Origin of the sequence: Paracoccus sp. C2R09, from assembly GCF_018860625.1 — a bacterium.
GTDB lineage: Bacteria > Pseudomonadota > Alphaproteobacteria > Rhodobacterales > Rhodobacteraceae > Paracoccus.
The window spans coordinates 317637-344128 of the sequence record NZ_JAHKQB010000014.1 but is presented as its reverse complement, the minus strand read 5'-3'; the positions used below and the strand labels follow the sequence as shown (position 1 = coordinate 344128).

Sequence of the window (26492 nt, the reverse complement as noted above, 5' to 3'; positions counted from 1 at the left end):
CAAACTTTGCCTTTGCCATTGCGCAGGGCTCCTCAAGTCAAATGATGCAGGACGGGCGGGGCACATGCCCCGCCACGCCATATCAGGCGTATTTCTTCTGGATCTCGTCCGAGATGTTCTGCGGCACAGCTTCATAGTGGTCGAACTGCATCGAGAACACGGCCCGGCCCGAAGACATCGAGCGAAGGTTGTTGATGTAACCGAACATGTTCGCCAGCGGAACGAAAGCGTCGATGACGTTTGCGTTGCCACGGCTGTCCTGGCCGCGGACCATGCCGCGACGGCTGGTCAGGTCGCCGATGATCGAACCGGTATATTCTTCCGGCGTCACGACTTCGACCTTCATGATCGGTTCCAGCAGCTTGGCGCCGGCCTTGCGAAGACCTTCGCGCATGGCAGCGCGCGAGGCGATCTCGAAGGCCAGGACCGACGAGTCGACGTCATGGAACGCACCGTCGATCAGCGCGACCTTGAAATCGATGACGGGGAAGCCTGCCAGCGGACCGGAATCCATGACCGACTTGATGCCCTTCTCGACGCCCGGGATGTATTCCTTCGGAACGGCACCGCCGACGATCTTCGTCTCGAACGAGTAGCCTTCGCCCGGCTCGGTGGGCGTGATGACCATCTTCACGCGCGCGAACTGGCCGGTACCACCGGTCTGCTTCTTGTGCGTGTAGTCGATCTCGGCTTCGGTCGAGATGGTTTCGCGGTAGGCCACCTGCGGCGCACCGATATTCGCCTCGACCTTGAACTCGCGCTTCATGCGGTCGACCAGGATGTCGAGGTGAAGTTCGCCCATGCCCTTCATGATCGTCTGACCCGATTCCAGGTCGGTCTCGACGCGGAAGGACGGATCTTCGGCTGCCAGGCGCTGAAGGGCCAGGCCCATCTTCTCCTGGTCGGCCTTCGACTTGGGCTCGACCGCGATCTCGATGACCGGATCGGGGAAGGTCATGGTTTCCAGCACGACCTGCTTGGACGCGTCACAGAGCGTGTCACCGGTGGTGGTCTCTTTCAGACCGGCCAGCGCGATGATGTCGCCTGCGAATGCCTCGTCGATCTCCTCGCGGCTGATCGAGTGCATCATCATCATGCGACCGATGCGCTCGCGCTTGCCCTTGGTCGAGTTGATGATCGAATCACCCTTGCGCAGCACGCCCGAGTAGATGCGGCTGAAGGTCAGCGAACCGACGAAGGGGTCGTTCATGATCTTGAACGCCAGCGCCGAGAACGGTGCCGCATCGTCGGCCGGACGCTCGATATTGCGGGTTTCGGTCTCGTCGTCGGGCGAGAAGCCCTTGAGGACCGGAACGTCGATCGGCGCGGGCAGGAAGTCGATGACCGAGTTCAGCAGGGGCTGAACGCCCTTGTTCTTGAACGCGGAACCGGCGGTGACCGGGAAGAACGACAGCGACAGCGTGCCCTTGCGGATCAGCGAACGCAGGGTCGCCTCGTCGGGCTCGTTGCCCTCCAGATAGGCTTCCATGGCGTCGTCGTCCTGCTCGACGGCAAGCTCGACCATGTTGGCGCGCCATTCGTCAGCCAGGTCCTTCAGCTCGTCGCGGATCGGCTGGCGAACCCAGCTCGCGCCCAGATCCTCACCGATCCAGACCCATTCTTCCATCTTGATCAGGTCGACGATGCCTTCCAGCTTGTCCTCGGCGCCGATCGGGAATGCGATCGGGCACGGGGTGCCGCCGGTGCGGTCCTTGATCATCTTCACGCAGTTGAAGAAGTCGGCGCCGATCTTGTCCATCTTGTTGACGAACACGATCCGCGGAACCTGGTAACGGTCGGCCTGGCGCCAGACGGTCTCGGTCTGCGGCTCGACACCGGCGTTTGCGTCCAGGAGGCAGATCGCGCCATCCAGAACGGCCAGCGAACGTTCCACCTCGATGGTGAAGTCCACGTGACCCGGGGTGTCGATGATGTTGAAGCGGTACTTCGTGTCCGACGTGCCATCGGCAGTCGGATCTTCCTGGCGCTGCCAGAACGTGGTGGTCGCGGCAGACGTGATCGTGATGCCGCGCTCCTGCTCCTGCTCCATCCAGTCCATGGTCGCGGCGCCGTCATGGACTTCGCCGATCTTGTGCGACTTGCCGGTGTAGAAGAGGATACGCTCGGTCGTCGTCGTCTTGCCGGCATCGATGTGGGCCATGATGCCGAAGTTACGGTAACGCTGCAGCGGATAATCGCGTGCCATGGTCTGGATCCTTTTACCTTACCAGCGGTAGTGGCTGAACGCCTTGTTCGCGTCTGCCATCTTGTGCGTGTCTTCGCGCTTCTTGACGGCAGTGCCGCGGCCGTTGACCGCGTCGGCCAGCTCGCCCGCAAGACGCTCTTCCATCGTGTTCTCGTTGCGGTTCTTCGCCGCGGTGATCAGCCAGCGGATCGCCAGGGCTTCGCGACGGGTCGGGCGAACCTCGACCGGGACCTGGTAGGTCGCACCACCGACGCGACGCGAACGCACTTCGACCGAAGGCTTCACGTTGTCGAGGGCTTCGTGGAAGACTTCGATCGGCTCGCGCTTGAGGCGGGTCTCGACGCGCTCCAGCGCGTTGTAGACGATGCGCTCGGCGGTCGATTTCTTGCCGTCAACCATCAGGTTGTTCATGAATTTGGTCAGCACGCGATCGCCAAATTTGGCGTCGGGCAGGACTTCGCGCTTTTCAGCGGCGTGACGACGGGACATTGATGCCTCTCCTTACTTCGGACGCTTCGCGCCGTATTTCGAACGACGCTGACGACGATCTTTGACGCCCTGGGTGTCCAGCACACCGCGGAGGATGTGGTAACGGACACCCGGAAGGTCTTTCACACGGCCGCCGCGGATCAGCACGACGCTGTGTTCCTGCAGGTTGTGCTTTTCGCCCGGGATGTAGGAGATGACCTCGAAGCCATTCGTCAGGCGCACCTTGGCGACCTTACGCATAGCGGAGTTCGGTTTCTTCGGCGTCGTGGTGTAGACGCGCGTGCAGACGCCGCGCTTCTGCGGGCAGCCCTGAAGGTGCTGCGACTTCGAGCGCTGCACTTTCGGCTGCCGCGGTTTGCGGATCAGCTGTTGGATCGTAGGCATTCGGTTCCCCGTCTTGCTCTGTCAATACTCGCAACCATTCCGGTTGCGCCGCTTCTCGACGGCACTTTGCGCGAATCGCAAAATACCAAGCCCGTCCGGCCCATAACGGGCTGACGGGCATTATTCCAGAGGATCGGGGCATTTTCGGGCCCGGATCGTGACCATGTCGGTTCTGGTTCCCGGCATGGAAGGCTGCCGGGTGTCGGGGCTATAGGGGCAAAGCGTGTTGCTGTCAACATATGCAGGGTTCACGACCCCTGCGACATCCGCCGCACCAGCCGGTCGATCCGCCCCCGCTGCAGCCCGAAACGCTCGCGCAACAGCCGGTTCGTGCCGGTCGGATCATGGTCCCATGGCTGCCCCGGACCGACCGACCCGCTGTCGCTGTCCCGGTGGATCGAGCGGATGAACATGGGGGTGCGGTTCAGCGACACGCCCGACATCCAGCGCGGCAGCTTCGAATGGTCGTAATGCAGCGCCGTCTCTGGTGCCTCGGGGGGCAGAAAGACGGTCAGCGCGACGCCCATGTTGTGACAGATCCGGGGCGTGAACTCCGCCCCCTCGGCCCCCGTCCGCATCATCAGGCCGCGCCCGTAATCCACCGAGAGCCGCTGCTCGGACCTCCACAATTCGCGGATCTTCGCGAAATCTGTGCGGGCGGCCTCGATATAGTCGATGGCGACCGCGTCGTCGTCATCATGGCGGAAATGGCCGATCACCTCGGCCTCCGGGTCCAGATGCGGCGCGACGGCCTGTCGGCAGGCGGGCAGATGGAACTCCATCGGCGGGACCAGCGACAGGCGCAGCTGGGGGATTTCGGCGCAGAGCTTGCGCAGCCGTGACAGCCATGGCTCGGGCAGGTCGGGGCCGGTCATCACCACCAGCGTGAAATCGGGATCGGTCTGGGCGCGCCATCCCGGCAACGCGAATTCGGTGAACCATTGCCAACGACGCTCCAGCCGCGCCGGATCATAGAGATAGGCCCGCCTCTCCTCGATCGTGTCATGTTCGACCTGAAAGCCGCGCATCCCCAGATAGGAGAAGCGGCACAGGCCCAGCATTTGCACCCGCATCAGCGACGCCGTCCCAGTTTCGCCTCTCGCCAGATGGTATAGATCCCGGCGCCGACGACAAGCGCCGCCCCGATCCAGGTCCACATGTCGGGAAAATCACCGAAGAGGACGAAACCGATCACGATCGCGATCAGAAGCGAGGTATAGCGGAACGGCGTCACGGCCGAGATCTCTCCGACGCGCATGGCGGCCACGCCGCAGACATAGCCCACGGTCAGGAAACCCGCCCCGACAAGGATCAGCGCGATCTGTCCCGGGCCGGGCATCACCCAGCCCTGCCCCATGCTGAGAACGAAGCCCGTGACCGTCACCGTGACCGCCGCATAGAAGGCGATGGTCCCCGACGTGACGTCGCGCCGGAAGCGCCGCGTGGACAGATCGCGCAGCGCTACCATCAGCATTGCCCCAAGCGCGACAAGCGCCCAGATGCCGAATGTCCCGCTGCCCGGACGCAGGATCACCAGCACGCCCAGCAGGCCCACGCCCACGGCAGACAGCCGCCGCCAGCCAAGCGTCTCGTTGAAGAACAGCGCCGCACCCAGCATCACCACCAGCGGCAGCGACTGCATCACGGCGGTCAGGTCCGCGATGGCCATGCGCGTCAGCGCATTGAGGAACAGAAGCGTCGATCCGACCTCGCCCAGCAGCCGCAGCACCATGGGCCAGCGCGCATCCGCAGGCAGCCGCAGCCGCAGACCGCCCTGCGCGCGGGTGACGAAGACCAGGAACATCATCACGCTGAGCCCCCTCAGCGTCATCACCTGATAGAGCGGAAGGTCCTGCGTCACGAACTTGATGATCGCATCGTTGCAGGTGAAGCCCATCATCGACAGGATCATCAGCCCTGCCCCGCGCAGGTTGTCCCCCGGCTGCAGCGGCTCGGGCGTGACCGAGGCGGGCCGGACACGCCGGATCGGGGACATCAACGGAGTTCGCATCGGGCACCTTCTTCATGATCCCCGCAGGCTTAGGCGATCACGGACCCGTGCGGCAAGCCTTGCCTTGCAGGACCTGCAGAAATGACGAAGGCCCGGCTTGGCAGCCGGGCCTTCGCGCTTCTCATGTCCGGACGATCACTCGTCGCGGTTGTTCTCGGGCGCCTCGGCCGCGAAGCCGGTGGGCTGCATCTCGGTCTCGGACGGCGCGCTCAGGGCGGCGGCGGCCTCGGCCTCGGCGCGGCGCGCCTCGATCACGACATTGTCGCGCTCGGTCGCGATGCGCTTGACGCGGGCGGTTGCGCCACCCGTGCCTGCCGGGATCAGACGACCCACGATGACGTTTTCCTTCAGGCCGACCAGCTTGTCGCGCTTGCCCTGGACCGAAGCCTCGGTCAGGACCCGCGTCGTTTCCTGGAACGATGCCGCCGAGATGAAGCTGCGGGTCTGCAGCGACGCCTTGGTGATGCCCAGCAGCACCGGCTCGCCCTGGGCCGGACGGCCCCCCTTAGCTTCGATCTTGGTGTTCTCGGCCTCGAACTCGTCGCGCTCGACATGCTCGCCCTTCAGCAGCGTCGTGTCGCCGCTGTCGAGGATCTCGATCTTCTGCAGCATCTGGCGAACGATCACCTCGATGTGCTTGTCGTTGATCTTCACGCCCTGCAGTCGATAGACGTCCTGCACCTCGTCGATGAGGTAGTCGGCCAGGGCCTCGATCCCCATGATGCGCAGGATGTCATGCGGCGCCGGGTTGCCGTCCATGATGTACTCGCCACGCTGCACGAAGTCGCCTTCCTGCACCGGGATGTGCTTGCCCTTGGGCACCATGTACTCGACCGGGCTGCCACCCTCTTCCGAAGGCTCGATCGCGATGCGACGCTTGTTCTTGTAGTCCTTGCCGAAGCGCACGTAACCATCGATTTCCGCGATGATGGCGTGATCCTTCGGGCGACGGGCCTCGAACAGTTCCGCCACGCGGGGAAGACCCCCTGTGATGTCCTTGGTCTTGGCGCCTTCGCGCGGAATACGGGCAACCACGTCGCCTGCCTTGATCTCCTGGCCGTCCTCGACCGACAGGATGGCGTCCACCGACATCGGATAGCTGACCGGGTTGCCCTGGTCGTTGCGCACCGGTTCGCCGTTGGCGTCCATGATGATGATCTCGGGCTTGAGGTCGTTGCCCTTGGGCGCCGACCGCCAGTCCGTCACGATCTTCTGGGTCATGCCGGTCGCATCGTCGGTCTCGTCGCGGACCGAGATCCCCGACATCAGGTCGACGAATTTCGCGGTACCGGCCTTCTCGGCGATGATCGGCAGGGTATAGGGATCCCATTCGAACAGCTTGGCGCCGCGAATGACCCGGTCACCTTCCTTCACGAACAGCTTCGAGCCGTAGAACAGCTTGTGGCTGGCGCGTTCCTGCCCCTGGTCGTCGAGGACCAGCAGCTGCATGTTCCGCGACATGACCACCTGTTCGCCATTGGCGTTTTCCAGGATCGAGGCGTTGCGGAACTGGATCGTGCCCTCGTGCGAGGCCGCCTGGAAGGACTGCTGACCACCCTGCGCGATGCCGCCGATGTGGAAGGTCCGCATCGTCAGCTGCGTGCCCGGTTCACCGATCGACTGCGCGGCGATGATGCCGACAGCCTCGCCGATATTGACCAGCGTGCCGCGTGCAAGGTCGCGACCATAGCAGAGCGCGCAGACGCCATCCTCAGATTCGCAGGTCAGGGCCGAACGGATCCGCATGGACTGGACGCCCGCCTTCTCGATCTCGTCGGCGCGGCGTTCGTCGACCACCTCGCCCGCGCGGATGATGATCTCGTCCGAACCCGGAACCAGCACGTCCTCGGCCGCGGTACGGCCCAGAACACGCTCGGACAGGGGGGCGATGACCTCGCCGTCGTTGACGGCTGCCGACGCGGTGATCGAGTTCTCGGTCCCGCAATCATGCTCGCGGATGATGCAGTCCTGCGCCACGTCGACCAGGCGACGGGTCAGATAGCCCGAGTTCGCGGTCTTCAGTGCCGTGTCCGACAGACCCTTACGGGCGCCGTGGGTCGAGTTGAAGTACTCGAGAACGGTCAGACCTTCCTTGAAGTTCGAGATGATCGGCGTCTCGATGATCTCGCCGTTCGGCTTGGCCATCAGGCCGCGCATGCCGCCCAGCTGCTTCATCTGGTTGGTCGAACCACGAGCACCCGAATGCGCCATCATGTAGACGCTGTTGGGTTCCTGCTCGGCACCGTTCTCGTCGTACTTGGTGGCCGAGATGGTGGACATCATGGCCTCGGTCACGCGGTCGTTGCATTTCGACCAGGCGTCCACGACCTTGTTGTACTTCTCGCCTTGGGTGATCAGACCGTCGAGATACTGCTGCTCGAACTCCTTCACCTGATCCTGGACTTCCTCGACGATGGTCCACTTGTTGTCGGGAACCACCATGTCGTTCTTGCCGAAGCTGATGCCGGCGCGGAATGCCTCGCGGAAGCCCAGACCCATGATCTGGTCGCAGAAGATGACCGATTCCTTCTGACCGCAATAGCGGTAGACGGTGTCGATGACGTTCTGGATGTCCTTCTTGCGCAGCAGGCGGTTCACCAGCTCGAACGGAGCCTTGGCGTTCAGCGGCAGCAGCGCACCCAGGCGCAGACGACCGGGCGTGGTCTCGAAGCGCTGAAGCACCTCGTTGCCGTTCTGGTCGATCTGCTTGATCCGCGCGGTGATCTTGGCGTGCAGATGCACCTCGCCTGCGGCAAGGGCGTGCTCGACCTCCTCGATGTTCGCGAAGGCCATGCCCTCGCCCTTCATGCCGTCACGCTGCATCGAGGTGTAGTAGAGACCCAGGACCATGTCCTGCGACGGAACGATGATCGGCGCGCCGTTGGCGGGCGACAGGACGTTGTTCGTCGACATCATCAGGACGCGCGCTTCCAGCTGCGCTTCCAGCGACAGCGGAACGTGCACGGCCATCTGGTCGCCGTCGAAGTCGGCGTTGAAGGCCGAGCAGACCAGCGGATGCAGCTGGATCGCCTTGCCTTCGATCAGGACGGGTTCGAACGCCTGGATGCCCAGACGGTGCAGCGTGGGCGCACGGTTCAGCAGGACCGGGTGCTCGCGGATCACCTCGTCCAGGATGTCCCAGACCTCGGGGCGTTCCTTTTCGACCAGCTTCTTCGCCTGCTTGACGGTGCTGGACAGGCCCTTCGCTTCAAGACGCGAATAGATGAACGGCTTGAACAGTTCGAGCGCCATCTTCTTGGGCAGGCCGCACTGGTGCAGCTTCAGCTCGGGGCCGGTCACGATGACCGAACGACCCGAGAAGTCGACACGCTTGCCCAGAAGGTTCTGGCGGAAGCGGCCCTGCTTGCCCTTCAGCATGTCCGACAGCGACTTCAGCGGGCGACGGTTGTTACCCGTGATGACGCGGCCGCGACGGCCGTTGTCGAACAGCGCATCGACCGATTCCTGAAGCATCCGCTTTTCGTTGCGGACGATGATGTCGGGCGCGCGCAGCTCGATCAGGCGCTTCAGACGGTTGTTCCGGTTGATCACGCGGCGATACAGATCGTTCAGATCCGAGGTCGCGAAACGGCCACCGTCCAGCGGAACCAGCGGGCGCAGTTCCGGCGGGATGACCGGGATCACGGTCATGATCATCCATTCGGGACGGTTGCCCGATTCCAGGAAGCTCTCGACGATCTTCAGGCGCTTGATGATCTTCTTGGGCTTCAGTTCGCCCGTGGCTTCCTTCAGATCCTCGCGCAGCTGCTCGGCGGTCGCGGCCAGATCGATATTGGCCAGCATCGCACGGATGGCCTCGGCGCCGATATCGGCGCTGAAGGCGTCCGCCCCGTAATTGTCCTGCGCGTCGAGGAATTCCTCCTCGCTCATCAGCTGGCCATAGGTCAGGTCGGTCAGACCCGGCTCGATCACGACGTAGTTCTCGAAATAGAGAATGCGTTCCAGATCGCGCAGCGTCATGTCCAGCATCAGGCCGATGCGCGAGGGCAGCGACTTCAGGAACCAGATATGCGCGACGGGCGCGGCCAGCTCGATATGGCCCATGCGCTCGCGGCGGACCTTCTGCAGCGTGACCTCGACGCCGCATTTCTCGCAGACGAGGCCGCGATACTTCATGCGCTTGTATTTGCCGCACAGGCATTCGTAGTCCTTGATCGGACCGAAGATGCGCGCGCAGAACAGGCCGTCACGTTCCGGCTTGAACGTGCGGTAGTTGATGGTTTCGGGCTTCTTCACCTCGCCGAAGGACCAGGCCAGAATTTCTTCGGGCGAGGCCAGCGAGATCTTGATTTCGTCGAACTGCCGCGGCTGGGCCAGCGGGTTCAGCGGATTGGTGGCAAGTTCCTGGTTCATTTTTCAATCCTGATGAAGGGCGCGGGAGTGGTGGAGGAGAGGGCCGCGGCCCTCACTCCTCTTCCTCCGCATCCAGGAGTTCCATGTTGAGGCCCAGACCCCGGACCTCCTTGACCAGCACGTTGAACGATTCCGGCACGCCGGCTTCGAAGTTGTCCTCGCCCTTGACGATCGACTCGTAGACCTTGGTCCGGCCCGCCACGTCGTCCGACTTCACCGTCAGCATCTCCTGCAGGGTGTAGGCGGCGCCATAGGCTTCCAGGGCCCAGACCTCCATCTCGCCCAGACGCTGGCCGCCGAACTGGGCCTTACCACCCAGGGGCTGCTGCGTGACCAGGCTGTACGGACCGGTCGAACGGGCGTGCATCTTGTCGTCGACAAGGTGGTGCAGCTTCAGGATGTACTTCATCCCGACGGTGACCTTCCGGGCAAACTGTTCACCCGTGCGGCCATCGAACACCACCGACTGACCCGAGCTGTCGAAGCCCGCACGCGCCAGCGCGTCGTTCACATCGGCCTCTTTCGCGCCGTCGAAGACGGGCGTGGCGATGGGAACACCGGTGCGGACCGTGTCGGCATGCTCGCGCAGGGTCTCGTCGTCCAGAGCTTCGAACTGCTCGGCATAGAGCTCGTCGCCATAGCCGATGCGCATCGCTTCGCGGACCGGGGTCATGTCGCCGTTGCGGCGATAATCTTCCAGTGCCTCGTCGATCTTCAGGCCCAGACCGCGTGCGGCCCAACCCATATGGGTCTCGAGGATCTGACCGACATTCATGCGCGACGGCACGCCCAGAGGGTTCAGCACCAGGTCGACCGGAGTCCCGTCCGCAAGGAACGGCATGTCCTCCATCGGAACGACCTTGGACACGACGCCCTTGTTGCCGTGACGTCCGGCCATCTTGTCGCCAGCCTGAAGCTTGCGCTTCACGGCCACGAACACCTTGACCATCTTCATCACGCCCGGCGGCAGGTCGTCGCCCTGGCGGACCTTCTCGACCTTGTCCTCGAAGCGGGCTTCCAGGGCCTTGCGCTGCGCATCGTACTGATGGTTCAGCGCTTCGACTTCCTTGGCGGTCGCCTCGTCGCTGACGGCAAGCTGCCACCACTGGCCGCGCGACAGGGTGCCCAGCAGATCGTCGTTGATCTCGCTGTTCGCCTTGACGCCCTTCGGACCCTTCACGGCGGTCTTGCCCATGATCAGCGTCTTCAGACGGGCATAGATGTTGCGATCCAGGATCGCCTGCTCGTCGTCGCGGTCGCGTGCCAGACGTTCGACTTCCTCGCGCTCGATCTGCAGCGCGCGTTCGTCCTTCTCGACGCCGTGGCGGTTGAAGACGCGCACCTCGACGATCGTGCCATAGGCACCCGGCGGCAGACGCAGCGAGGTGTCGCGCACATCCGATGCCTTTTCGCCGAAGATGGCGCGCAGAAGCTTCTCTTCCGGCGTCATCGGGCTTTCGCCCTTGGGCGTGATCTTGCCGACCAGGATGTCACCCGGACCGCATTCGGCGCCGATATAAACGATGCCCGCTTCATCCAGGTTGCGCAGGGCTTCTTCGCCCACGTTCGGGATGTCGCGCGTGATCTCTTCCGGCCCCAGCTTGGTGTCGCGGGCCGCGACCTCGTATTCGTCGATATGGATCGAGGTGAACACGTCGTCGCGGTGGATCCGCTCGGAGATCAGGATCGAGTCCTCGTAGTTGTAGCCGTTCCAGGGCATGAACGCGACGACCACGTTCCGGCCGATGGCCAGTTCGCCCTGATCGGTCGAAGGACCGTCGGCGATGACCTGGTTCGACACGACCTTCTCGCCCACCTTGACCAGCGGACGCTGGTTGATGGTCGAGGACTGGTTCGAACGCTTGAACTTGCGCAGACGATAGATGTCCACACCGGCATCGCCCGCTTCCAGACCTTCCGAGACGCGGACCACGATACGCTGCGCATCGACCTGGTCGATGATGCCGCCGCGACGCGCCATGATGGCGGCCCCGGAATCGCGGGCCACGGTCGCTTCCATGCCGGTGCCCACGAAGGGAGCCTCGGCGCGCAGAAGCGGCACGGCCTGACGCTGCATGTTCGAACCCATCAGGGCGCGGTTGGCGTCGTCGTTTTCAAGGAACGGGATCAGTGCGGCCGCGACCGAGACCAGCTGCTTGGGCGAAACGTCGATCAGATCGACGGCATCGACCGGGTTCAGCATGAAGTCGCCGGCCTGGCGGGTGCTGATCAGCTCGTCGACGAAGTTGCCGTCGGCATCCAGCGTCGCGTTCGCCTGGGCGACCGTGTGCCGCATCTCCTCGGTGGCCGACATGTAGACCACGTCGTCCGTCACCTGACCCTCGACCACCTTGCGATAGGGGGTTTCGATGAAGCCGTACTTGTTCACCCGCGCGAAGGTCGCCAGGCTGTTGATCAGACCGATGTTCTGACCTTCCGGCGTTTCGATCGGGCACATCCGGCCGTAATGCGTCGGATGAACGTCGCGAACCTCGAAGCCCGCGCGTTCACGCGTCAGACCGCCCGGCCCGAGCGCCGAAAGACGACGCTTGTGCGTCACTTCCGACAGCGGGTTGGTCTGGTCCATGAACTGCGACAGCTGGCTGGAACCGAAGAATTCGCGCACGGCGGCAGCGGCAGGCTTCGCGTTGATCAGGTCCTGCGGCATGACGGTGTCGATCTCGACGCCGGACATGCGCTCGCGGATGGCACGCTCCATGCGCAGCAGGCCGACGCGATACTGGTTCTCCATCAGTTCGCCCACGGAACGAACGCGACGGTTGCCCAGGTGGTCGATATCGTCGATCTCGCCCTTGCCGTCGCGCAGTTCCACGAGGCCGCGGATACAGGCCACGATATCCTCGTGGCGCAGCGTGCGCTGCGTGTCCGGCGCATCCAGGTTCAGACGCATGTTCATCTTCACGCGACCGACGGCCGACAGGTCGTAACGCTCGGCGTCGAAGAACAGGCTGTTGAACAGGGTCGAGGCGGCCTCGACCGTGGGCGGCTCGCCCGGACGCATGACGCGATAGATGTCCATCAGCGCCTGTTCGCGGCCCATGTTCTTGTCGGCAGCCATGGTATTGCGGATGTAGGGGCCGACATTGACGTGGTCGATGTCCAGCACCGGCACCTCGTCGATGCCGTTGTCCAGCAGAACCTTCAGCAGGCCACCGTTCAGCTCGCCGTCCTTGGCGTATTCGGCGGTGATCTCGTCGCCGGCCTCGGCATAGATGAAGCCGGTTTCCTCGTTGATGATGTCCTTGGCGACGAAGCGGCCGATGATGCGCTCGAAGGGCAGCAGCAGGTTCACCTGCTCGCCCGCCTCGCTCAGCTGCTTCACCAGGCGCGGGGTCACCTTGTCACCCGCCTTGGTGATGACCTCGCCCGTGTCGGCATTCACCAGGTCGTATGCCGGACGGGTGCCACGAACCCGTTCGGGGAAGAAGCGCGTGACCCAGCCCTGCTCGCGCCCGTCGCGGCGCAGGCTGTAATCCACGGTCTGGTAGAAGGCGTCCATGATGCCTTCCTGATCCATGCCGAGCGCATAGAGCAGCGTCGTCACCGGCAGTTTCCGGCGGCGGTCGATGCGCGCGAAGACCAGGTCCTTGGCGTCGAACTCGAAGTCCAGCCAGCTGCCGCGATAGGGGATGATGCGGCATGCGAACAGCAGCTTGCCCGAGGAATGGGTCTTGCCGCGGTCATGGTCGAAGAACACGCCCGGCGAACGGTGCATCTGGCTGACGACCACGCGCTCGGTGCCGTTCACGATGAACGTGCCGTGCTGGGTCATCAGGGGCATGTCGCCCATGAAGACGTCCTGTTCCTTGATGTCCTTGACCGATTTCGCGCCGGTATTCTCGTCGACATCGAACACGATCAGACGCAGCGTGACCTTCAGCGGGGCTGCGAAGGTCATGTCGCGCTGCTGGCACTCGTCCACGTCGTATTTCGGGCGCTCGAGCTCGTACTTGACGAATTCGAGAACCGCGGTCTCGTTGAAATCCTTGATCGGGAAGACGGACTGGAAAACGCCCTGGATGCCCTCACCGTCCTGGTGCGCGCTGCTGTCGCCCGAACGCAGGAACAGGTCGTACGAGGATTTCTGAACCTCGATGAGGTTCGGCATCTCGAGGACTTCGCGGATATTGCCGTAATAGCGCCGGACGCGCTTCTGACCGACATAGGAATGCGCCATGGGGTCTTGTCACCTTTCGTCTTCGCGCGCGTTCCGGGTCGGGGCCCCCGGAACGGGCCTACGAATGCAGGGGTGAGGCTCCATTCGTGCCATGCGTCCCACCGCACGGCTCCCGAGCCTCGAACATGCCCTGAAGGAAGGTCCTATCACCGAACCGCCCTTCAAGACAGGTTCGGCAGGGACCGGGAAATCCCGGACCCTGCCTTGTCTCGAACCAGCCTGAAGGCCGATTACTTCAGCTCGACCTTGGCGCCAGCCTCTTCGAGCTTCTTCTTGATCTCTTCGGCTTCAGCCTTGGAAGCACCTTCCTTGACCTTGCCACCGGCTTCGACCAGGTCCTTTGCTTCTTTCAGGCCCAGACCGGTGATGCCGCGAACTTCCTTGATCACGTTGATCTTGCTCGCGCCGGCGTCGGTCAGGACGACGTCGAATTCGGTCTTCTCTTCGGCGGCTTCGGCAGCACCAGCAGCCGGGCCAGCCATCATGACAGCGCCGCCAGCGGCGGGCTCGATGCCGTACTCATCCTTCAGGATGGTCTTCAGTTCCTGGGCTTCCAGCAGGGTCAGGCCCACGATTTCTTCGGCGAGTTTCTTCAGATCAGCCATTTTTCCGTTCTTTCAGTGTAGGGTTCCGACTACGTGTGTTCAACCACACGAGGGGATGGGGTTGCTTATGCAGCCTCACGCTCTTCGAGAGTCGTGAGGATGCCCGCGATGTTCGAAGCAGGCGCACCGATCGCACCAGCGATGTTCGAACCAGGCGCACCGATGCACGAGACGATCTGAGCGATGAGCTCTTCACGCGACGGCATCGAGGCGACGGCTTTCACACCGGCCGGATCAAGCGCCGAGTCACCCATGGCGCCGCCGAGGATCACGAATTTCTCGTTGTCCTTGGCGTACTTGTCGGCGATCCGGGCGGCTGCCACGGGATCTTCCGAATAGGTGAGCACGGTCATGCCCGTCAGGTAGTCGGCGATGCTCTCGCAAGGCTTACCTTCCAGGGCGATCTTGGCGAGCCTGTTCTTGGCGACGCGAACCGAACCGCCGGCTTCGCGCATGCGCGAGCGGAGGTCCTGCATCTGTGCAACCGTCATTCCCTCGTAGTGGGCAACCACAACGACGCCAGAGCTTTCAAAGATCTGGCCGAGTTCGTCGACCACCTGTTCTTTTTGTGCTCTATCCACGGTTTCACTCCAAATTGGGGGTTTCCCCCCGGCTCTCACTTTTCCCGATCTTCCGCGGATGCGGGGACCGGGTCGGGTCCGTTACAGGGCAAGATCACCCGAAAGTAGGCCGCAAGGGCACCTTCGGAAAAATGCTTCCCCATCTCAGGAAGGAAATTAAGCCGGTTTCCCGGCACCCTCCGTCTCGGACAGGACGGGGCCGCACTGGGCCGCCCCGTCATCCCGGCATCACTGCCGGGAAACTGGTCAGGCGTCGGCGTTCACGTCGACGGAAACGCCCGGGCCCATGGTCGAGCTGATCGAGACCTTCTTGAGGTAGGTCCCTTTCGCGCCCGTGGGCTTCGCCTTGTTCACCGCGTCGACGAAGGCGCGCAGGTTCTGCGCAAGTTTGTCCTCGTCGAAGGACACCTTGCCGATGCCTGCATGCACGACGCCGGCCTTCTCGGCCTTGAACTGGACTTCACCGCCCTTGGCAGCTTCGACGGCCGATTTCACGTCCATCGTCACCGTGCCGACCTTGGGGTTCGGCATCAGGTTGCGCGGGCCCAGGATCTTGCCCAGACGGCCGACGAGCGGCATCATGTCCGGGGTGGCGATGCAGCGATCGAATTCGATCTTGCCCGACTGGATGGTCTCCATCAGGTCTTCCGCACCGACGATGTCCGCACCGGCTGCCTTGGCTTCGTCAGCCTTGGGGCCACGTGCGAAGACGGCGACGCGAACGTCCTTGCCGGTCCCTGCGGGCAGGGTCACGACGCCACGGACCATCTGGTCGGCATGGCGCGGGTCAACGCCCAGGTTCATCGCGATCTCGACGGTTTCGTCGAACTTGGCCGAGGCCGAGGACTTCACCAGCTTGACGGCATCCTCGATCGACAGGTTCGTCTTGCCTTCGAAGGCGGCGCGAGCGGCGGCTTTTTTCTTGGAAATCTTTGCCATGACTTAGCCTTTCACCTCGAGGCCGATCGAACGTGCCGAACCGACGATGATCTTCATCGCGGCTTCCACGTCGTTGGCCGACAGGTCGGCCATCTTGGCTTCGGCGATCTCGCGGACCTGCTTGACGGTCACCGAACCGGCATTCGCACGGCCGGGCTTTTCCGAACCCTTGGCGCGGTTGCGCTTGCCGACCGGCTTCAGGCCAGCGGCCTTCTTCAGCAGGAAGGATGCCGGGGGCGTCTTCGTCACGAAAGTGAACGACTTGTCGGCGTAATAGGTGATCACGACCGGAACGGGGGCGCCCTGTTCCATTTCCTGCGTCTTGGCGTTGAACGCCTTGCAGAATTCCATGATGTTGATGCCGCGCTGACCCAGTGCGGGGCCAACGGGGGGCGACGGGTTCGCCTGACCCGCCTTGATCTGCAGCTTCAGCTGCCCGACGACTTTCTTGGCCATCTGGCCTACTCCTTCATCATCAAGCCCGGCAAGCGGGCCGATTTAGCGGTTCGGCACGACCCGTGGGTCGAAACCTCCCGCGACCAATCACGCGGTCTTGGAAACCTGCGTGAACTCCAGCTCGACCGGCGTGGGCCGGCCGAAGATCGAAACCGTGACCTTGATGCGCGACGACACCTCGTCGACCTCTTCGACCATCCCCGAGAAACCCTCGAAGGGACCGTCGGTCACGTTCACCTGCTCGCCCACGTCGAAACGGATCAGGTTGCGCGGCGCAGCCTGCTCGCCCGACTCCGAGCGGTTCATCATCGCGTTCACTTCCTCGTCGCGCATGGGCATCGGCTTGCCCTGCGCGCCCAGGAAACCCGTGACGCGGTTCGTCGAGTTGACCAGGTGGTAGGTGCGGTCGGACATGTCCATGTGGACCAGCACGTAGCCCGGCATGAAGCGACGCTCCGAGGTGACCTTCTTGCCACGACGGATCTCGATCACTTCCTCGGTCGGGACCAGCACCTCGTCGATCTGATCTTCGAGACCCTTTTCGGCGACTGCCTGACGAATCGCCTCGGCGACCTTCTTCTCGAAGTTCGACAGGACGCTGACCGAATACCAACGCTTTGCCATGTCTCGATCGACCCCTGCTCATCTCGCGGAGAATCACGCCTTACGGGCGCCAAACCCCTTGAATTCATACGCTTCCGACAAAGTAAAAACCGGCGCGCATGCGAATTCGATGCACGCCGTATGCCGGACAGTTCGCGGCGTTTACCGCCCCGCGCCGGCAAATGCAAGCCCCATCAGCCGCTGATGAGGCGCAGACCTTCCGTCAGACCGGTGCGGACGACCAGATCGACAAGGAAGAAGAACAAGCTGGTGATCGACGCGAAGATCAGGACCATGATGGTGGTCGTGATCACCTCGCGGCGCGTGGGCCAGGTGATCTTGCCCGCCTCGGCACGGACCTGGTTGATGAACTGCACGGGATTGGCCACGTCTCAGCCTCCTTCGGAATTACCGGCCCGATCTATCCGCAAGTCGCGACCGTTTCAAGATCGCGGTGACCGGCGTCGGACGACCGGCTGCGGATGTTCGAAAGGACCTGGCAGGGGCAGGGGGACTCGAACCCACGACCCTCGGTTTTGGAGACCGATGCTCTACCAACTGAGCTATACCCCTGAGGTCGGGCCTGACTAATCGCCGTGCGCGACGGCGTCAAGCAGGTATCCGGACCCGTCAGCGAAGATGACGCGGAAATTCGATCTTGGGGCAGCGATCCTCGATCACGGTGACCCCTGCCCTGCGTGCCTTGGTCGCCGCATCCGGATGGGCGATGCCCAGCTGCATCCAGATCGTGGACAGCCCCGGCAGTTCGGCCAATGCCTCGTCGACGATGGCCGGGACCGCATCGGCGCGGCGGAAGATGTCCACCATGTCGATCTGCAGATCCGCCGGAATGTCGCCCAGATCGCCATAGACCCGCTCGCCCAGAATTTCCTGACCGGCATGCCCCGGATTGACCGGCACGATCCGGTATCCCTGCGACTGAAGGTAACGTGCGACGCCCCATGACGGGCGATCCGCCTTGGGCGACAGACCCACCACGGCAATGGTGCGCGTGTTGCGCGCAATGCGTTCGATTTCCAAATCTTCCTGAGTTCCGACCTGCATCCGTGCCTCCCCTCATGGCTGCCTTCGGGTCCGAAGACCTTCTCATAGAAAAGGCGCCCGGTCCACCTGGTGGCCGGGCGCAAGTCGCGGAACGAGGGACAGTGATCCGAACATGACCGTTCCGGGGTCATGTTCGGTATGACAAATGGGCATCACCCCAGAAAAGTTCCAGCCAGATCGCGCTTTCGTGATTCGGGGGTCTCAGCGGTGGCGATTGCGCCCTGCGCGTCCCAGCACCGCGTCCGGATTCTGGCGCAGGCGGCGCAGCGCACTGGGCGAACGTGTCAGATAGAGCTGCCCGTCCAGCATGATCGCATTGCGCGGATCGCCCTTCACCGGATGCCCCTCGGCGATCGAGACCGGGCAATACCCGTCCATCTGCGGCAGGAAGGACCGGGGGTTCGCCTCGAAGCTGTCGCGATTCGCCTCGGATGCGAAATGCCACAGCTGGCCGCGCCACTGGGTCGCGATGTCGCTGCGTCCGGCCACCGGGTGCCCGACCTGCGCAAAGCCGACCGGGTCGAAGCCGCCAAGCGCCCAATCCTGCGCCTGGGCAGGCAGGGCGATCAGGCAGGGCAGGATCATCTGGCAGAAGATGCGGCGCATGGGCGAATCGAAGGTTGCTGCGGTCAGCCTTCTGTATGGGGCCCAAGCGCCGCGATTCTCAATGGCTGTGACATTCGGGTCGCAGCCATGTGACATTCACGCACGATTCGCGGCGTAGAGCGCGACCGCCGCCGCGTTCGAGACGTTCAACGACCCGAAATCGGCCGCAAAGGGGATCCGTGCGACATGATCGCAGGTCTTCATCGTCAGCTCCCGCATGCCCGGACCTTCGGCCCCCATGACCAGGCAGATCGCCCGGCCCGGCAGCTTTTCCAGCACGTCGGGCAGCTCGGTCTCGCCGGTGCCGTCCAGCCCGATCAGGATGAAGCCCATCAGCTTCAGCTGGTTCAGCGCCTCGGCCAGGTTCGGCACGCGCAGATAGGGCTGGCGTTCCAGCGCCCCCGAAGCGGTCTTGGCCAGCGCGCCGGTTTCGGGGGCCGAATGGCGGGCGGGCGCGATGACGGCGCGGGCGCCGAACACCTCGGCCGAACGCAGGATGGCGCCGATATTGTGCGGGTCGGTCACACGGTCCAGCGCGACCAGCAGCGGACGCCCCTCGCCGGGGGCCTCGCGCAGGGCGACTTCGGACAGGCTGCCCCATTTCAGCGGCTTCACCTCCAGCGCGGCACCCTGGTGGACGCTCTCGCCGGCCAGCGGGACCGATTTGTCGAAGACGCGCGGATCGGTGATCTCCGGCTCGATCCCGTGCAGGTCGCCCAGGCGGGCCAGCGCATTGCGGGTCACGACCAGGCGCTGTTTCTCGCGGGCGGGGTTGGCCAGTGCGTCGCGCACCGCATGCAGCCCGAACAGCCAGACGGTCTCCGCAGCCGCCGCACGGCGGGCGCGTTCCTTGTCGATCACCCAGGTGGGTTTCTTCCCCTTGGGGTTATCTGCGGCCATACCGGGCCTCCTTTCGTTGTCATTCTCTGTGCTGCCAACGAAGCTTTCGCGCAAGACCCGGAAATGCGCTTGACGCCCTTGAAAAGGGCAGCTAATCACCGCCCCACGCCGAAAGCGACGGCGGGCGACGAGCTGCAAGGTGCGGCAGCGGACTGTAACTCCGCCGGGGAGACCCACGCCTGGTTCGATTCCAGGGTCGCCCACCACTTCCCCCATATCCAACAGCCGCATGACCCGCGATCCGGGGCCGATCCGCTTTTGCGATTCGCGCCGTTCCGGGGTTCCACCTGAACGTGTGCGCCGCTAGCTTGGCCCCGATTTGACCGGTGGCTGGTGGCATGGCACATTCCAAGGGCAGAGCAAGGCCGAACATCCTGATCGTCGCCCAGTCGGGCCGGTTGGAATACGAGGCGCTGATCTTCATGGCCAGCCTGCGCCATGCGTCCCCCGATTGGACCGGGCGCGTCATCATCGCCGAGCCCCTGCCCCAAGGCGCATGGCAGGGCCGCCAGACCGCCATATCCCAATCCGTGCGCGGTCTGCTGAGCGACCTGGGTGCCGAGATCCTGCCCTTCACCGCCGAACATTTCGGCGCGTCCTACCCGCAAGGCAACAAGATCGAGGCGCTGACGCTGCTGCCCGCGAACGAGCCCTTCATCTTCTTCGATACCGACACGCTGATCACGGGGCCACTGGACAGGCTGCGCTTCGACTTCACGAGGCCCGCAGCGTCGATGATGCGGACCAATACCTGGCCCGCGCCGCCGCTTTATGGTCCGGGATACGAGGGGATCTGGCGGTCGATCTATGACCGATTCGGGGTCGAGTTCGACAGCTCTGTCGACCCGTCGCATCCAAAGGAACATTGGGAACGGTTCCTCTACTTCAACGCGGGCTGGTTCTTCGGCGGCGATCCTGCTGAATTCGGGCGGCGATACCTCGGATGGGCACTGGCCCTGCGCGACGAGCCGCATGAGGAACTGGCCTGCCAGGTCATGGACCCTTGGCTGGACCAGGCGGTGCTGCCGGTGGTGATCCACAGCTTGGGCGGGGGCCGTCCGGGCAAGGCGCTGGCTGGTCTGGATGGCCATACGAGCTGCCATTACCGCAAGCTGCCACTGCTCTATGCCCGGCATGACGAACACGCGATCGCCACCTGCGAGGCCGCCGTGGCGCCCAGGGAAATCAAGCGCGTGCTGAAGGAGTGGGAACCCGCCCGCAAGCTGATCTATCAGCAGAAGGGCCGCACCAAGGTGCAGCCCATCTTCGCCGGCGACGAGGTTCCGCGCCCCGAGCGCGCCATCCGCAACCAGATCCGCAGGAACGGATGGTGGCTCGTCTAGGGTCTCACTCGCCCGCGCCTTCCGACGAACGCGCCCAGATGTTCACGTCGCCCGATGCGGTCAGCTCGTCGATCTGCGCCAGTTCGGCATCCGTGAACTCGGTATTGTCCAGCGCGCCTGCGCAATCGACCACCTGTTCGGGCCGCGACGCGCCGATCAGCGCACTGGTCACCCGGCCGCCGCGCAGCGTCCAGGCGATCGCCATCTGCGCCAGCGACTGACCGCGCCCTTCGGCCATGTCGTTCAGCTTGTTCAGCCGCTCGATCATGTCCTGCGTCAGCCAATCCTCGTTCAGGGACTTGCCCTGCGCCGCGCGGCTGTCCTTGGGGATCCCGCCCAGGTATTTCTTGGTCAGCATCCCCTGCGCCAGGGGCGTGAAGACGATGCTGCCCACGCCCAGATCGCCCAGCACGTCCAGCAGCCCGTCGTTTTCCACCCAACGGTTCAGCATGTTGTAGCTGGGCTGATGGATGATGCAGGGCGTGCCCAGATCGCGCAGGATGGCCACGGCCTCGGCGGTGCGCTGACTGTTGTAGCTGCTGATCCCGGCATAGAGCGCGCGGCCCGAACGCACGATGTGATCCAGCGCGCCCATCGTCTCTTCCAGGGGCGTGTCGGGGTCGAAGCGGTGGCTGTAGAAGATGTCGACATAGTCGAGGCCCATCCGCTTCAACGACTGGTCGCAGCTGGCGATCAGGTACTTGCGGCTGCCCCATTCGCCATAGGGGCCGTTCCACATGTGGTAACCGGCCTTGCTGCTGACGATGATCTCATCGCGCAGATGGGCGAAATCGGTGCGCATCAGCTCGCCGAAGGCCTCTTCGGCGCTGCCTGCGGGGGGGCCGTAATTGTTGGCCAGATCGAAATGGGTGATGCCCAGATCGAATGCCTGGCGGCAGATGTCGCGCTTGGTCTGGTGGGGCGTGTCATGGCCGAAATTGTGCCACAGGCCCAGGCTGATCGCGGGCAGCTTCAGCCCCGAACGCCCGACCCGGTTGTAGCGCATTTTCGCATAGCGGTCGTCTGCAGGCTTATACATGGGTTTCCTCCCCCAAAGGCGGGCCCAGCCGGATGGGACCGCGGATATCGGGGCCGCGAACCGGCCGGCCCTTCTGCGTGACGGCGATGCGGCCCTCCGCCGCAAGGCTGAACGCTTCGGCCCGCAGCGGCGCCATCAATGGACGCCAGTCGCGGGCGATGTCCCTTGCGACCTGGCTGGGACAGCATGTCGTGCCCGGTCGCAAATGCCCGACCCGCGCAAGGATGGCCCCGCGCAGGTCGGACGGATCGGTCATGCCGACAGCACCTCGTCGCAGCGGGCGCAGACGCCCGGATGCGAATGGGTGCCGACATCGGGCAGGATCTTCCAGCAGCGCTGGCATTTCTGCCCGTCGGCCTTTTCGAAGACCACGCCCAGGCCCGGCGCCTCGGCCATGCGGAAGGCATCCGACGGAACCGGGTCCGCCGTCAGCTGCAGGTCCGAGGTGATGCACAGATCCGCGAAGGCCACCGATTTCAACGCGGCCAGCATGTCGGCATCCTCGACATGGACGACCGGCGCGGCCTCGAGGCTGGCACCGATGGTCTTGTCGGTCCGCTTCACCTCCAGCGCGGCGGTGACGACGCGGCGGGCGCGGCGGACATGGTCCCATTTCGCGGCCAGCGGCTCGTTCAGCCAATCGGCGGGGGTCTGCGCGAAATCGTGCAGATGGACGCTGTCATCCTCGGACGGGAAGCGCGACAGCCAGACATCCTCCATCGTGAAGGGCAGGATCGGGGCCAGCCAGGTCACCAGGCGGTGGAACAGGATGTCCAGGACCGTGCGCACCGCGCGGCGGCGCAGGCTGTCCGGCGCATCGCAATACAGCGCGTCCTTGCGGACATCGAAATAGAAGGCCGACAGATCCACGGTGCAGAACTGGAACAGCGTCTGGAACACGCCCTGGAAATCGAACCCGTCATAGCCGCGGCGGACCTGGTGATCCAGCTGCGCCAAGCGGTGCAGGACCCACTGCTCCAGCTCGGGCATCTGCGCAGGCTCCAGCTTCTCGGCGTCCGAGAACCCGTCCAGCGCGCCCAGAAGGAAGCGCAGCGTGTTGCGCAGACGACGATAGCTGTCGGCCGTGCCCTTCAGGATCTCGGGGCCGATGCGCTGGTCGGCACTGTAATCGGCCTGGGCCACCCACAGGCGCAGGATGTCGGCGCCGTATTGCTCGATCACCTTGGCGGGCACGATGGTATTGCCGAGCGATTTGGACATCTTCATGCCCTTCTCGTCCAGCGTGAAGCCATGCGTCACCACGTTGCGATAGGGCGCGCGCCCCTTGGTCGCCGATGCCTGCAGCAGGGACGACTGGAACCAGCCGCGATGCTGGTCGGTGCCTTCCAGGTACAGGTCCGCGATGCCGTCGGGCGTGCCGTCGGCACGGTCGCGCAGCACGAAGGCATGGGTCGAGCCGCTGTCGAACCAAACGTCCAGAACGTCCATCACCTGGTCATAGGCGTCGGGATCGGCGATGCCCTCCAGCATCTGTTCCTTGAAGCCGTCGCGATACCAGATATCGGCGCCGTCCTTCTCGAATGCGGCGGTGATGCGGTCGTTCAGCCGCGCGTCGCGCAGCAGGAAATCGGCATCGGTCGGCTTGGCGCCGCGACGCACGAAGCAGGTCAGCGGCACGCCCCAGGCGCGCTGGCGCGACAGCACCCAGTCGGGACGGTTCTCGACCATGGAATGGATGCGGTTGCGGCCCGATTGCGGCCACCACTTGACCAGCTTGTCGATGCTGTTCAGCGCCCGCGTGCGGATCGTGTCGCCATGTTCGCCCATGCCGTCTTCCAGCGGCTTGTCCACCGCCGCGAACCACTGCGCGGTGTTGCGATAGATCAGCGGCGCCTTGGACCGCCAGCTGTGCGGATAGCTGTGCTTGACCTTGCCCTTGGCCAGCAGCGCGCCGGCCCATGCCAGCTGCTTGATCACGCTGACATTGGCGGGTCCATCCTTGCCTTCGCCATCGATGATTGCCTGCCCGCCGAACAGCGGCAGGTCGGTGCGATAGCTGCCGTCCGGTTCGACGTTGTAGGTCATCGGCAGCTTGAAGCGCAGCCCCAGCTGATAGTCGTCATCGCCGTGGCTGGGTGCGGTATGCACGAAGCCCGTGCCCGCATCGTCGGTCACGTGATCGCCCGGCAGCAGTGGCACGTCGAAGTCCCATTCGCCCTCCGATCCCTCGACCCCGCGAAGCGGATGGGCAAGGGTTAGCCCCTGAAGGTCGGCTGCGGCGACATCGCCCAGACGCTCGTGGCTCTCGACCTTGGCCGATGCCATGACGCCCTCGGCCAGCGCGTCGGCCAGAACCAGCAGCTCGCCCGGTTGCGCGGTGGCCTTCTCGGCCACCTCGCCCACGCGATACAGCCCGTAGGAGATGTCGGGATTGAACGCAACCGCGCGGTTCTGCGGGATCGTCCAGGGCGTGGTCGTCCAGATCACGACCTTGGCATCGGCCAGCCGCCCCTGCCCGTTCGTGACGGCGAAGCGCACCCAGATCGTGTGGCTGGTGTGGTCCTTGTATTCGACCTCGGCCTCGGCCAGGGCGGTCTTTTCCACGGGCGACCACATGACCGGCTTGCTGCCCTGATAGAGGCTGCCGTTCATCAGAAGCTTCATGAACTCGGCCGCGATCACGGCCTCGGCGTGGTAATCCATCGTGACATAGGGACGGTCCCATGCGCCGGTGATGCCCAGGCGCTTGAACTCCTCGCGCTGGATGTCGATCCATTCGTCGGCAAAGCGGCGGCATTCGCGGCGGAACTCGACCACGTCCACGGCGTCCTTGTCGCGGCCCTCGGCGCGGTACTTCTCCTCGATCTTCCATTCGATCGGCAGGCCGTGGCAGTCCCAGCCCGGAACATAGCGCGCATCGCGGCCCATCATCTGGTGGCTGCGCACGATGATGTCCTTGATGGTCTTGTTCAGCGCGTGACCGATATGCAGATGCCCGTTCGCATAGGGGGGGCCGTCATGCAGGATGAAGGGCGCGCGCGCGCCATCGGCCGCGGCCGCGCGTTCGCGCAGGCGGTCGTAGATGCCGATGCGTTCCCAACGGGCCAGCCACTCGGGCTCTCGGGCGGGAAGGCCCGCGCGCATCGGAAAGTCGGTCTGGGGCAGGAAGACGGTGTCGCGGTAGTCGGGGGTCGCGTCGCTCATCGGGGCGGTCCTTTGTCGGTCGTTCGCAGGCAGGCAGCAGAAAACCCGGCAGCGCGAAGGTCACGCCACCGGGCAGCTAATTCGAATGCCGAACGCCAAAAATCTCATGCGCCATCTATAGGAAGCGCGCGATGGGGCTGCAAGCGCCCAAACCTTGGCGGAACGGCGCGGGCCGTGTAACCTTCGCGCCGATGGATGACGCACCAGCCCCCCTCTCGACGGTCCGGTCCCGCAGGGGTGCCCGCATCGCGCGTTTCGCCGCCCGCAGATACGGCATCCGGGGCACGCTGGCGCTGCATCGCCACGCGCTCGGGGCGGATCTGCTGCGCGCGCCGCTGAACGTCGCGCTGGCGCCCGTCGCGCTGATCGTGCAGCTGCTGGCGGCGATCCTGCGCCGGCTGGGCGCGGCGCGTGCGGGCGGGTGGCTGGCCGCGCGGCGGATCTTTCTGCGGTCCGATATCGCCGCCCGGATCGAACAGGACCTGCAGGCGCTGATGGACGATCTGGACGCGGACGGCCTGGCCCCCGCCGCATCGCCCGAACGCCGCAGGGCCGCCATCCGCGCCCATGCCGAGACCCGAAATGCCGTGGCCGAGATCACGACATCGCTGTTCGTGCTGCTGCTGGGGCTGGCGCTGTTCAACCGCGCGACGCCGGGGCTGATCTCGCTTGCCGGGCCGATGGCGCAGATGCGGGCGCATGGCGCGGCGGTCAGGGACTTCGCGCTTGGCGACACGCTTGGGCGGGCGTGGTACTGGGCGTTCCCGGTGGAGCTGTCGCCGCTCTATGTGCTGGGGACGGGCGTGGCGCTGGCGCTGATCGGGTCGCTGGTCACGACCTTCGCGGGGCTGATCGCGGACCCGGTGCAGCTGTGGACCGGCATCCATCGCCGCCGCCTGATGCGGATGATGGACCGGCTGGACGCGATGGCCGATGGCGGGCCGGAACCCGAACAGTTCCTGGCCCGCGGGGGCGACATCGCCGATCTCGCCTCGATCCTGTGGCGGTCGCTGCGGGGTTAGCCCCGCCCGCGATATCCCGGCACGCCCTGTTCGGGGATCCACACGCCCTCGGGTGCCGCACCCGTCTGCCAGAACACGTCGATGGGCATCCCGCCGCGCGGATACCAGTATCCGCCGATGCGCAGCCATTGCGGATCCAGCAGGTCCACGATCCGCTTGGCGATACCGATGGTGCAATCCTCGTGGAAGGCACCGTGGTTGCGGAAACTGCCGAGGAACAGCTTGAGCGATTTCGATTCGACCAGCCAGTCGCCGGGGACATAGTCGATCACCAGATGCGCGAAATCGGGCTGTCCCGTCAGCGGGCATAGGCTGGTGAATTCGGGCTGGGTGAAGCGCACGACATATCCCGTGCCCGCCTGCGGGTTCGGCACGCGTTCCAGCACGGCCTCTTCGGGGGATTGCGGCAGGGGGGTGTCCGCGCCAAGCTGGGTCAGCGCGTCGGTGTAATGGGTCATCGGATGCTCCTGTTTTGACCGGGTGGGCTGCGACCGGAAGGATTGCGC

The 26492-nt window shown here is 64.4% G+C and carries 22 protein-coding genes and 2 tRNA genes; 3 read left to right on the top strand and 21 right to left on the bottom strand.

Annotated features, from left to right (window positions below; all coding sequences use genetic code 11):
• Window positions 1-82: 82 nt before the first annotated feature.
• The 17 genes from fusA to rlmB form a co-directional block, all read right to left on the bottom strand.
• Window positions 83-2206 carry an elongation factor G gene (fusA, locus tag KO490_RS05765; RefSeq protein WP_216018431.1) on the bottom strand — a complete coding sequence of 708 codons (2124 nt, stop codon included), beginning with the start codon at window positions 2204-2206 and terminating at the stop codon, window positions 83-85.
• Between the two features lie 18 nt (window positions 2207-2224).
• A complete protein-coding gene (rpsG, locus tag KO490_RS05760) occupies window positions 2225-2695 on the bottom strand; it encodes a 30S ribosomal protein S7 (RefSeq protein WP_216018430.1) in 471 nt (156 codons plus the stop codon).
• A 12-nt stretch (window positions 2696-2707) separates the two neighbouring features.
• Window positions 2708-3079, bottom strand: coding sequence for a 30S ribosomal protein S12 (rpsL, locus tag KO490_RS05755; protein WP_022705687.1), 372 nt, complete (start codon window positions 3077-3079; stop codon window positions 2708-2710).
• 248 nt (window positions 3080-3327) lie between these two features.
• Window positions 3328-4152, bottom strand: coding sequence for a putative rhamnosyl transferase (locus KO490_RS05750; protein ID WP_216018429.1), 825 nt, complete (start codon window positions 4150-4152; stop codon window positions 3328-3330).
• Entirely contained in the window at window positions 4152-5090 is a 939-nt protein-coding gene (locus tag KO490_RS05745) for a DMT family transporter (protein ID WP_216018428.1), read from the bottom strand. Before KO490_RS05745 ends, KO490_RS05750 begins: the two co-directional genes overlap by 1 nt.
• Window positions 5091-5225: 135 nt before the next feature.
• The gene (rpoC, locus tag KO490_RS05740; RefSeq protein ID WP_216018427.1) at window positions 5226-9464 is read right to left on the bottom strand and encodes a DNA-directed RNA polymerase subunit beta'; all 4239 of its coding nucleotides are present in this window, start codon (window positions 9462-9464) and stop codon (window positions 5226-5228) included.
• A 52-nt stretch (window positions 9465-9516) separates the two neighbouring features.
• Complete coding sequence (gene rpoB, locus KO490_RS05735) at window positions 9517-13662, bottom strand: DNA-directed RNA polymerase subunit beta (RefSeq protein ID WP_216018426.1); 4146 nt, start codon at window positions 13660-13662, stop codon at window positions 9517-9519.
• 230 nt (window positions 13663-13892) lie between these two features.
• Window positions 13893-14267: a 50S ribosomal protein L7/L12 gene (rplL, locus tag KO490_RS05730; RefSeq protein ID WP_216018425.1), complete on the bottom strand. Its 375-nt coding sequence runs from the start codon at window positions 14265-14267 to the stop codon at window positions 13893-13895.
• 65 nt (window positions 14268-14332) lie between these two features.
• Window positions 14333-14848 carry a 50S ribosomal protein L10 gene (gene rplJ / locus KO490_RS05725; protein ID WP_216018424.1) on the bottom strand — a complete coding sequence of 172 codons (516 nt, stop codon included), beginning with the start codon at window positions 14846-14848 and terminating at the stop codon, window positions 14333-14335.
• A gap of 246 nt (window positions 14849-15094) precedes the next feature.
• On the bottom strand, window positions 15095-15787 hold the full coding sequence (gene rplA, locus KO490_RS05720) for a 50S ribosomal protein L1 (RefSeq protein WP_216018423.1): 693 nt from the start codon (window positions 15785-15787) through the stop codon (window positions 15095-15097).
• Between the two features lie 3 nt (window positions 15788-15790).
• Window positions 15791-16243 (bottom strand): 50S ribosomal protein L11, encoded by a 453-nt coding sequence (rplK, locus tag KO490_RS05715; RefSeq protein WP_216018422.1) that lies wholly within the window; start codon window positions 16241-16243, stop codon window positions 15791-15793.
• Window positions 16244-16330: 87 nt separating this feature from the next.
• Window positions 16331-16867 carry a transcription termination/antitermination protein NusG gene (gene nusG / locus KO490_RS05710; protein ID WP_216018421.1) on the bottom strand — a complete coding sequence of 179 codons (537 nt, stop codon included), beginning with the start codon at window positions 16865-16867 and terminating at the stop codon, window positions 16331-16333.
• 173 nt (window positions 16868-17040) lie between these two features.
• On the bottom strand, window positions 17041-17235 hold the full coding sequence (gene secE, locus KO490_RS05705; RefSeq protein WP_216018420.1) for a preprotein translocase subunit SecE: 195 nt from the start codon (window positions 17233-17235) through the stop codon (window positions 17041-17043).
• 108 nt (window positions 17236-17343) lie between these two features.
• Window positions 17344-17419: transfer RNA gene (locus KO490_RS05700), tRNA-Trp, on the bottom strand.
• Between the two features lie 57 nt (window positions 17420-17476).
• The gene (locus tag KO490_RS05695; protein WP_216018419.1) at window positions 17477-17911 is read right to left on the bottom strand and encodes a CoA-binding protein; all 435 of its coding nucleotides are present in this window, start codon (window positions 17909-17911) and stop codon (window positions 17477-17479) included.
• Between the two features lie 201 nt (window positions 17912-18112).
• Window positions 18113-18517: a YHS domain-containing (seleno)protein gene (locus KO490_RS05690; protein WP_216018418.1), complete on the bottom strand. Its 405-nt coding sequence runs from the start codon at window positions 18515-18517 to the stop codon at window positions 18113-18115.
• Between the two features lie 96 nt (window positions 18518-18613).
• Window positions 18614-19417: a 23S rRNA (guanosine(2251)-2'-O)-methyltransferase RlmB gene (gene rlmB, locus KO490_RS05685; RefSeq protein ID WP_216018417.1), complete on the bottom strand. Its 804-nt coding sequence runs from the start codon at window positions 19415-19417 to the stop codon at window positions 18614-18616.
• Window positions 19418-19539: 122 nt separating this feature from the next.
• Here rlmB and KO490_RS05680 point away from each other — a divergent pair.
• Window positions 19540-19623, top strand: a tRNA-Tyr gene (locus KO490_RS05680).
• A 132-nt stretch (window positions 19624-19755) separates the two neighbouring features.
• Window positions 19756-20760, top strand: a complete 1005-nt coding sequence (locus KO490_RS05675) for a hypothetical protein (protein ID WP_216018416.1) — start codon at window positions 19756-19758, stop codon at window positions 20758-20760.
• A gap of 4 nt (window positions 20761-20764) precedes the next feature.
• On the opposite strand, the gene mgrA is transcribed toward KO490_RS05675, so the two are convergent.
• The 3 genes from mgrA to ileS are packed head-to-tail and all read right to left on the bottom strand — an operon-like array spanning window position 20765 to window position 24964.
• Entirely contained in the window at window positions 20765-21799 is a 1035-nt protein-coding gene (gene mgrA / locus KO490_RS05670; RefSeq protein WP_216018415.1) for an L-glyceraldehyde 3-phosphate reductase, read from the bottom strand.
• The gene (locus KO490_RS05665; protein ID WP_216018414.1) at window positions 21792-22055 is read right to left on the bottom strand and encodes a DUF3253 domain-containing protein; all 264 of its coding nucleotides are present in this window, start codon (window positions 22053-22055) and stop codon (window positions 21792-21794) included. The genes mgrA and KO490_RS05665 overlap by 8 nt, the downstream gene beginning before the upstream one ends.
• Entirely contained in the window at window positions 22052-24964 is a 2913-nt protein-coding gene (gene ileS / locus KO490_RS05660; RefSeq protein WP_216018413.1) for an isoleucine--tRNA ligase, read from the bottom strand. Before ileS ends, KO490_RS05665 begins: the two co-directional genes overlap by 4 nt.
• A 191-nt stretch (window positions 24965-25155) precedes the next feature.
• On the opposite strand from ileS, the gene KO490_RS05655 reads away from it, so the two are divergent.
• Window positions 25156-25986, top strand: coding sequence for a DUF6635 family protein (locus KO490_RS05655; RefSeq protein WP_216018412.1), 831 nt, complete (start codon window positions 25156-25158; stop codon window positions 25984-25986).
• On the opposite strand, the gene queF is transcribed toward KO490_RS05655, so the two are convergent.
• Window positions 25983-26444 (bottom strand): preQ(1) synthase, encoded by a 462-nt coding sequence (gene queF / locus KO490_RS05650; RefSeq protein WP_022705706.1) that lies wholly within the window; start codon window positions 26442-26444, stop codon window positions 25983-25985. The two genes, KO490_RS05655 and queF, sit on opposite strands and share 4 nt — an antisense overlap.
• Between the last annotated feature and the right edge of the window lie 48 nt (window positions 26445-26492).

Bases quoted from the DNA above. Each gene is read 5' to 3' on its own strand.
- fusA (WP_216018431.1), bottom strand. From the start codon at position 2,206: ATGGCACGCGATTATCCGCTGCAGCGTTACCGTAACTTCGGCATCATG.
- rpsG (WP_216018430.1), bottom strand. From the start codon at position 2,695: ATGTCCCGTCGTCACGCCGCTGAAAAGCGCGAAGTCCTGCCCGACGCC.
- rpsL (WP_022705687.1), bottom strand. From the start codon at position 3,079: ATGCCTACGATCCAACAGCTGATCCGCAAACCGCGGCAGCCGAAAGTG.
- KO490_RS05750 (WP_216018429.1), bottom strand. From the start codon at position 4,152: ATGCGGGTGCAAATGCTGGGCCTGTGCCGCTTCTCCTATCTGGGGATG.
- KO490_RS05745 (WP_216018428.1), bottom strand. From the start codon at position 5,090: ATGCGAACTCCGTTGATGTCCCCGATCCGGCGTGTCCGGCCCGCCTCG.
- rpoC (WP_216018427.1), bottom strand. From the start codon at position 9,464: ATGAACCAGGAACTTGCCACCAATCCGCTGAACCCGCTGGCCCAGCCG.
- rpoB (WP_216018426.1), bottom strand. From the start codon at position 13,662: ATGGCGCATTCCTATGTCGGTCAGAAGCGCGTCCGGCGCTATTACGGC.
- rplL (WP_216018425.1), bottom strand. From the start codon at position 14,267: ATGGCTGATCTGAAGAAACTCGCCGAAGAAATCGTGGGCCTGACCCTG.
- rplA (WP_216018423.1), bottom strand. From the start codon at position 15,787: ATGGCAAAGATTTCCAAGAAAAAAGCCGCCGCTCGCGCCGCCTTCGAA.
- rplK (WP_216018422.1), bottom strand. From the start codon at position 16,243: ATGGCCAAGAAAGTCGTCGGGCAGCTGAAGCTGCAGATCAAGGCGGGT.
- nusG (WP_216018421.1), bottom strand. From the start codon at position 16,867: ATGGCAAAGCGTTGGTATTCGGTCAGCGTCCTGTCGAACTTCGAGAAG.
- KO490_RS05695 (WP_216018419.1), bottom strand. From the start codon at position 17,911: ATGCAGGTCGGAACTCAGGAAGATTTGGAAATCGAACGCATTGCGCGC.
- KO490_RS05690 (WP_216018418.1), bottom strand. From the start codon at position 18,517: ATGCGCCGCATCTTCTGCCAGATGATCCTGCCCTGCCTGATCGCCCTG.
- rlmB (WP_216018417.1), bottom strand. From the start codon at position 19,417: ATGGCCGCAGATAACCCCAAGGGGAAGAAACCCACCTGGGTGATCGAC.
- KO490_RS05675 (WP_216018416.1), top strand. From the start codon at position 19,756: ATGGCACATTCCAAGGGCAGAGCAAGGCCGAACATCCTGATCGTCGCC.
- mgrA (WP_216018415.1), bottom strand. From the start codon at position 21,799: ATGTATAAGCCTGCAGACGACCGCTATGCGAAAATGCGCTACAACCGG.
- KO490_RS05665 (WP_216018414.1), bottom strand. From the start codon at position 22,055: ATGACCGATCCGTCCGACCTGCGCGGGGCCATCCTTGCGCGGGTCGGG.
- ileS (WP_216018413.1), bottom strand. From the start codon at position 24,964: ATGAGCGACGCGACCCCCGACTACCGCGACACCGTCTTCCTGCCCCAG.
- KO490_RS05655 (WP_216018412.1), top strand. From the start codon at position 25,156: ATGGATGACGCACCAGCCCCCCTCTCGACGGTCCGGTCCCGCAGGGGT.
- queF (WP_022705706.1), bottom strand. From the start codon at position 26,444: ATGACCCATTACACCGACGCGCTGACCCAGCTTGGCGCGGACACCCCC.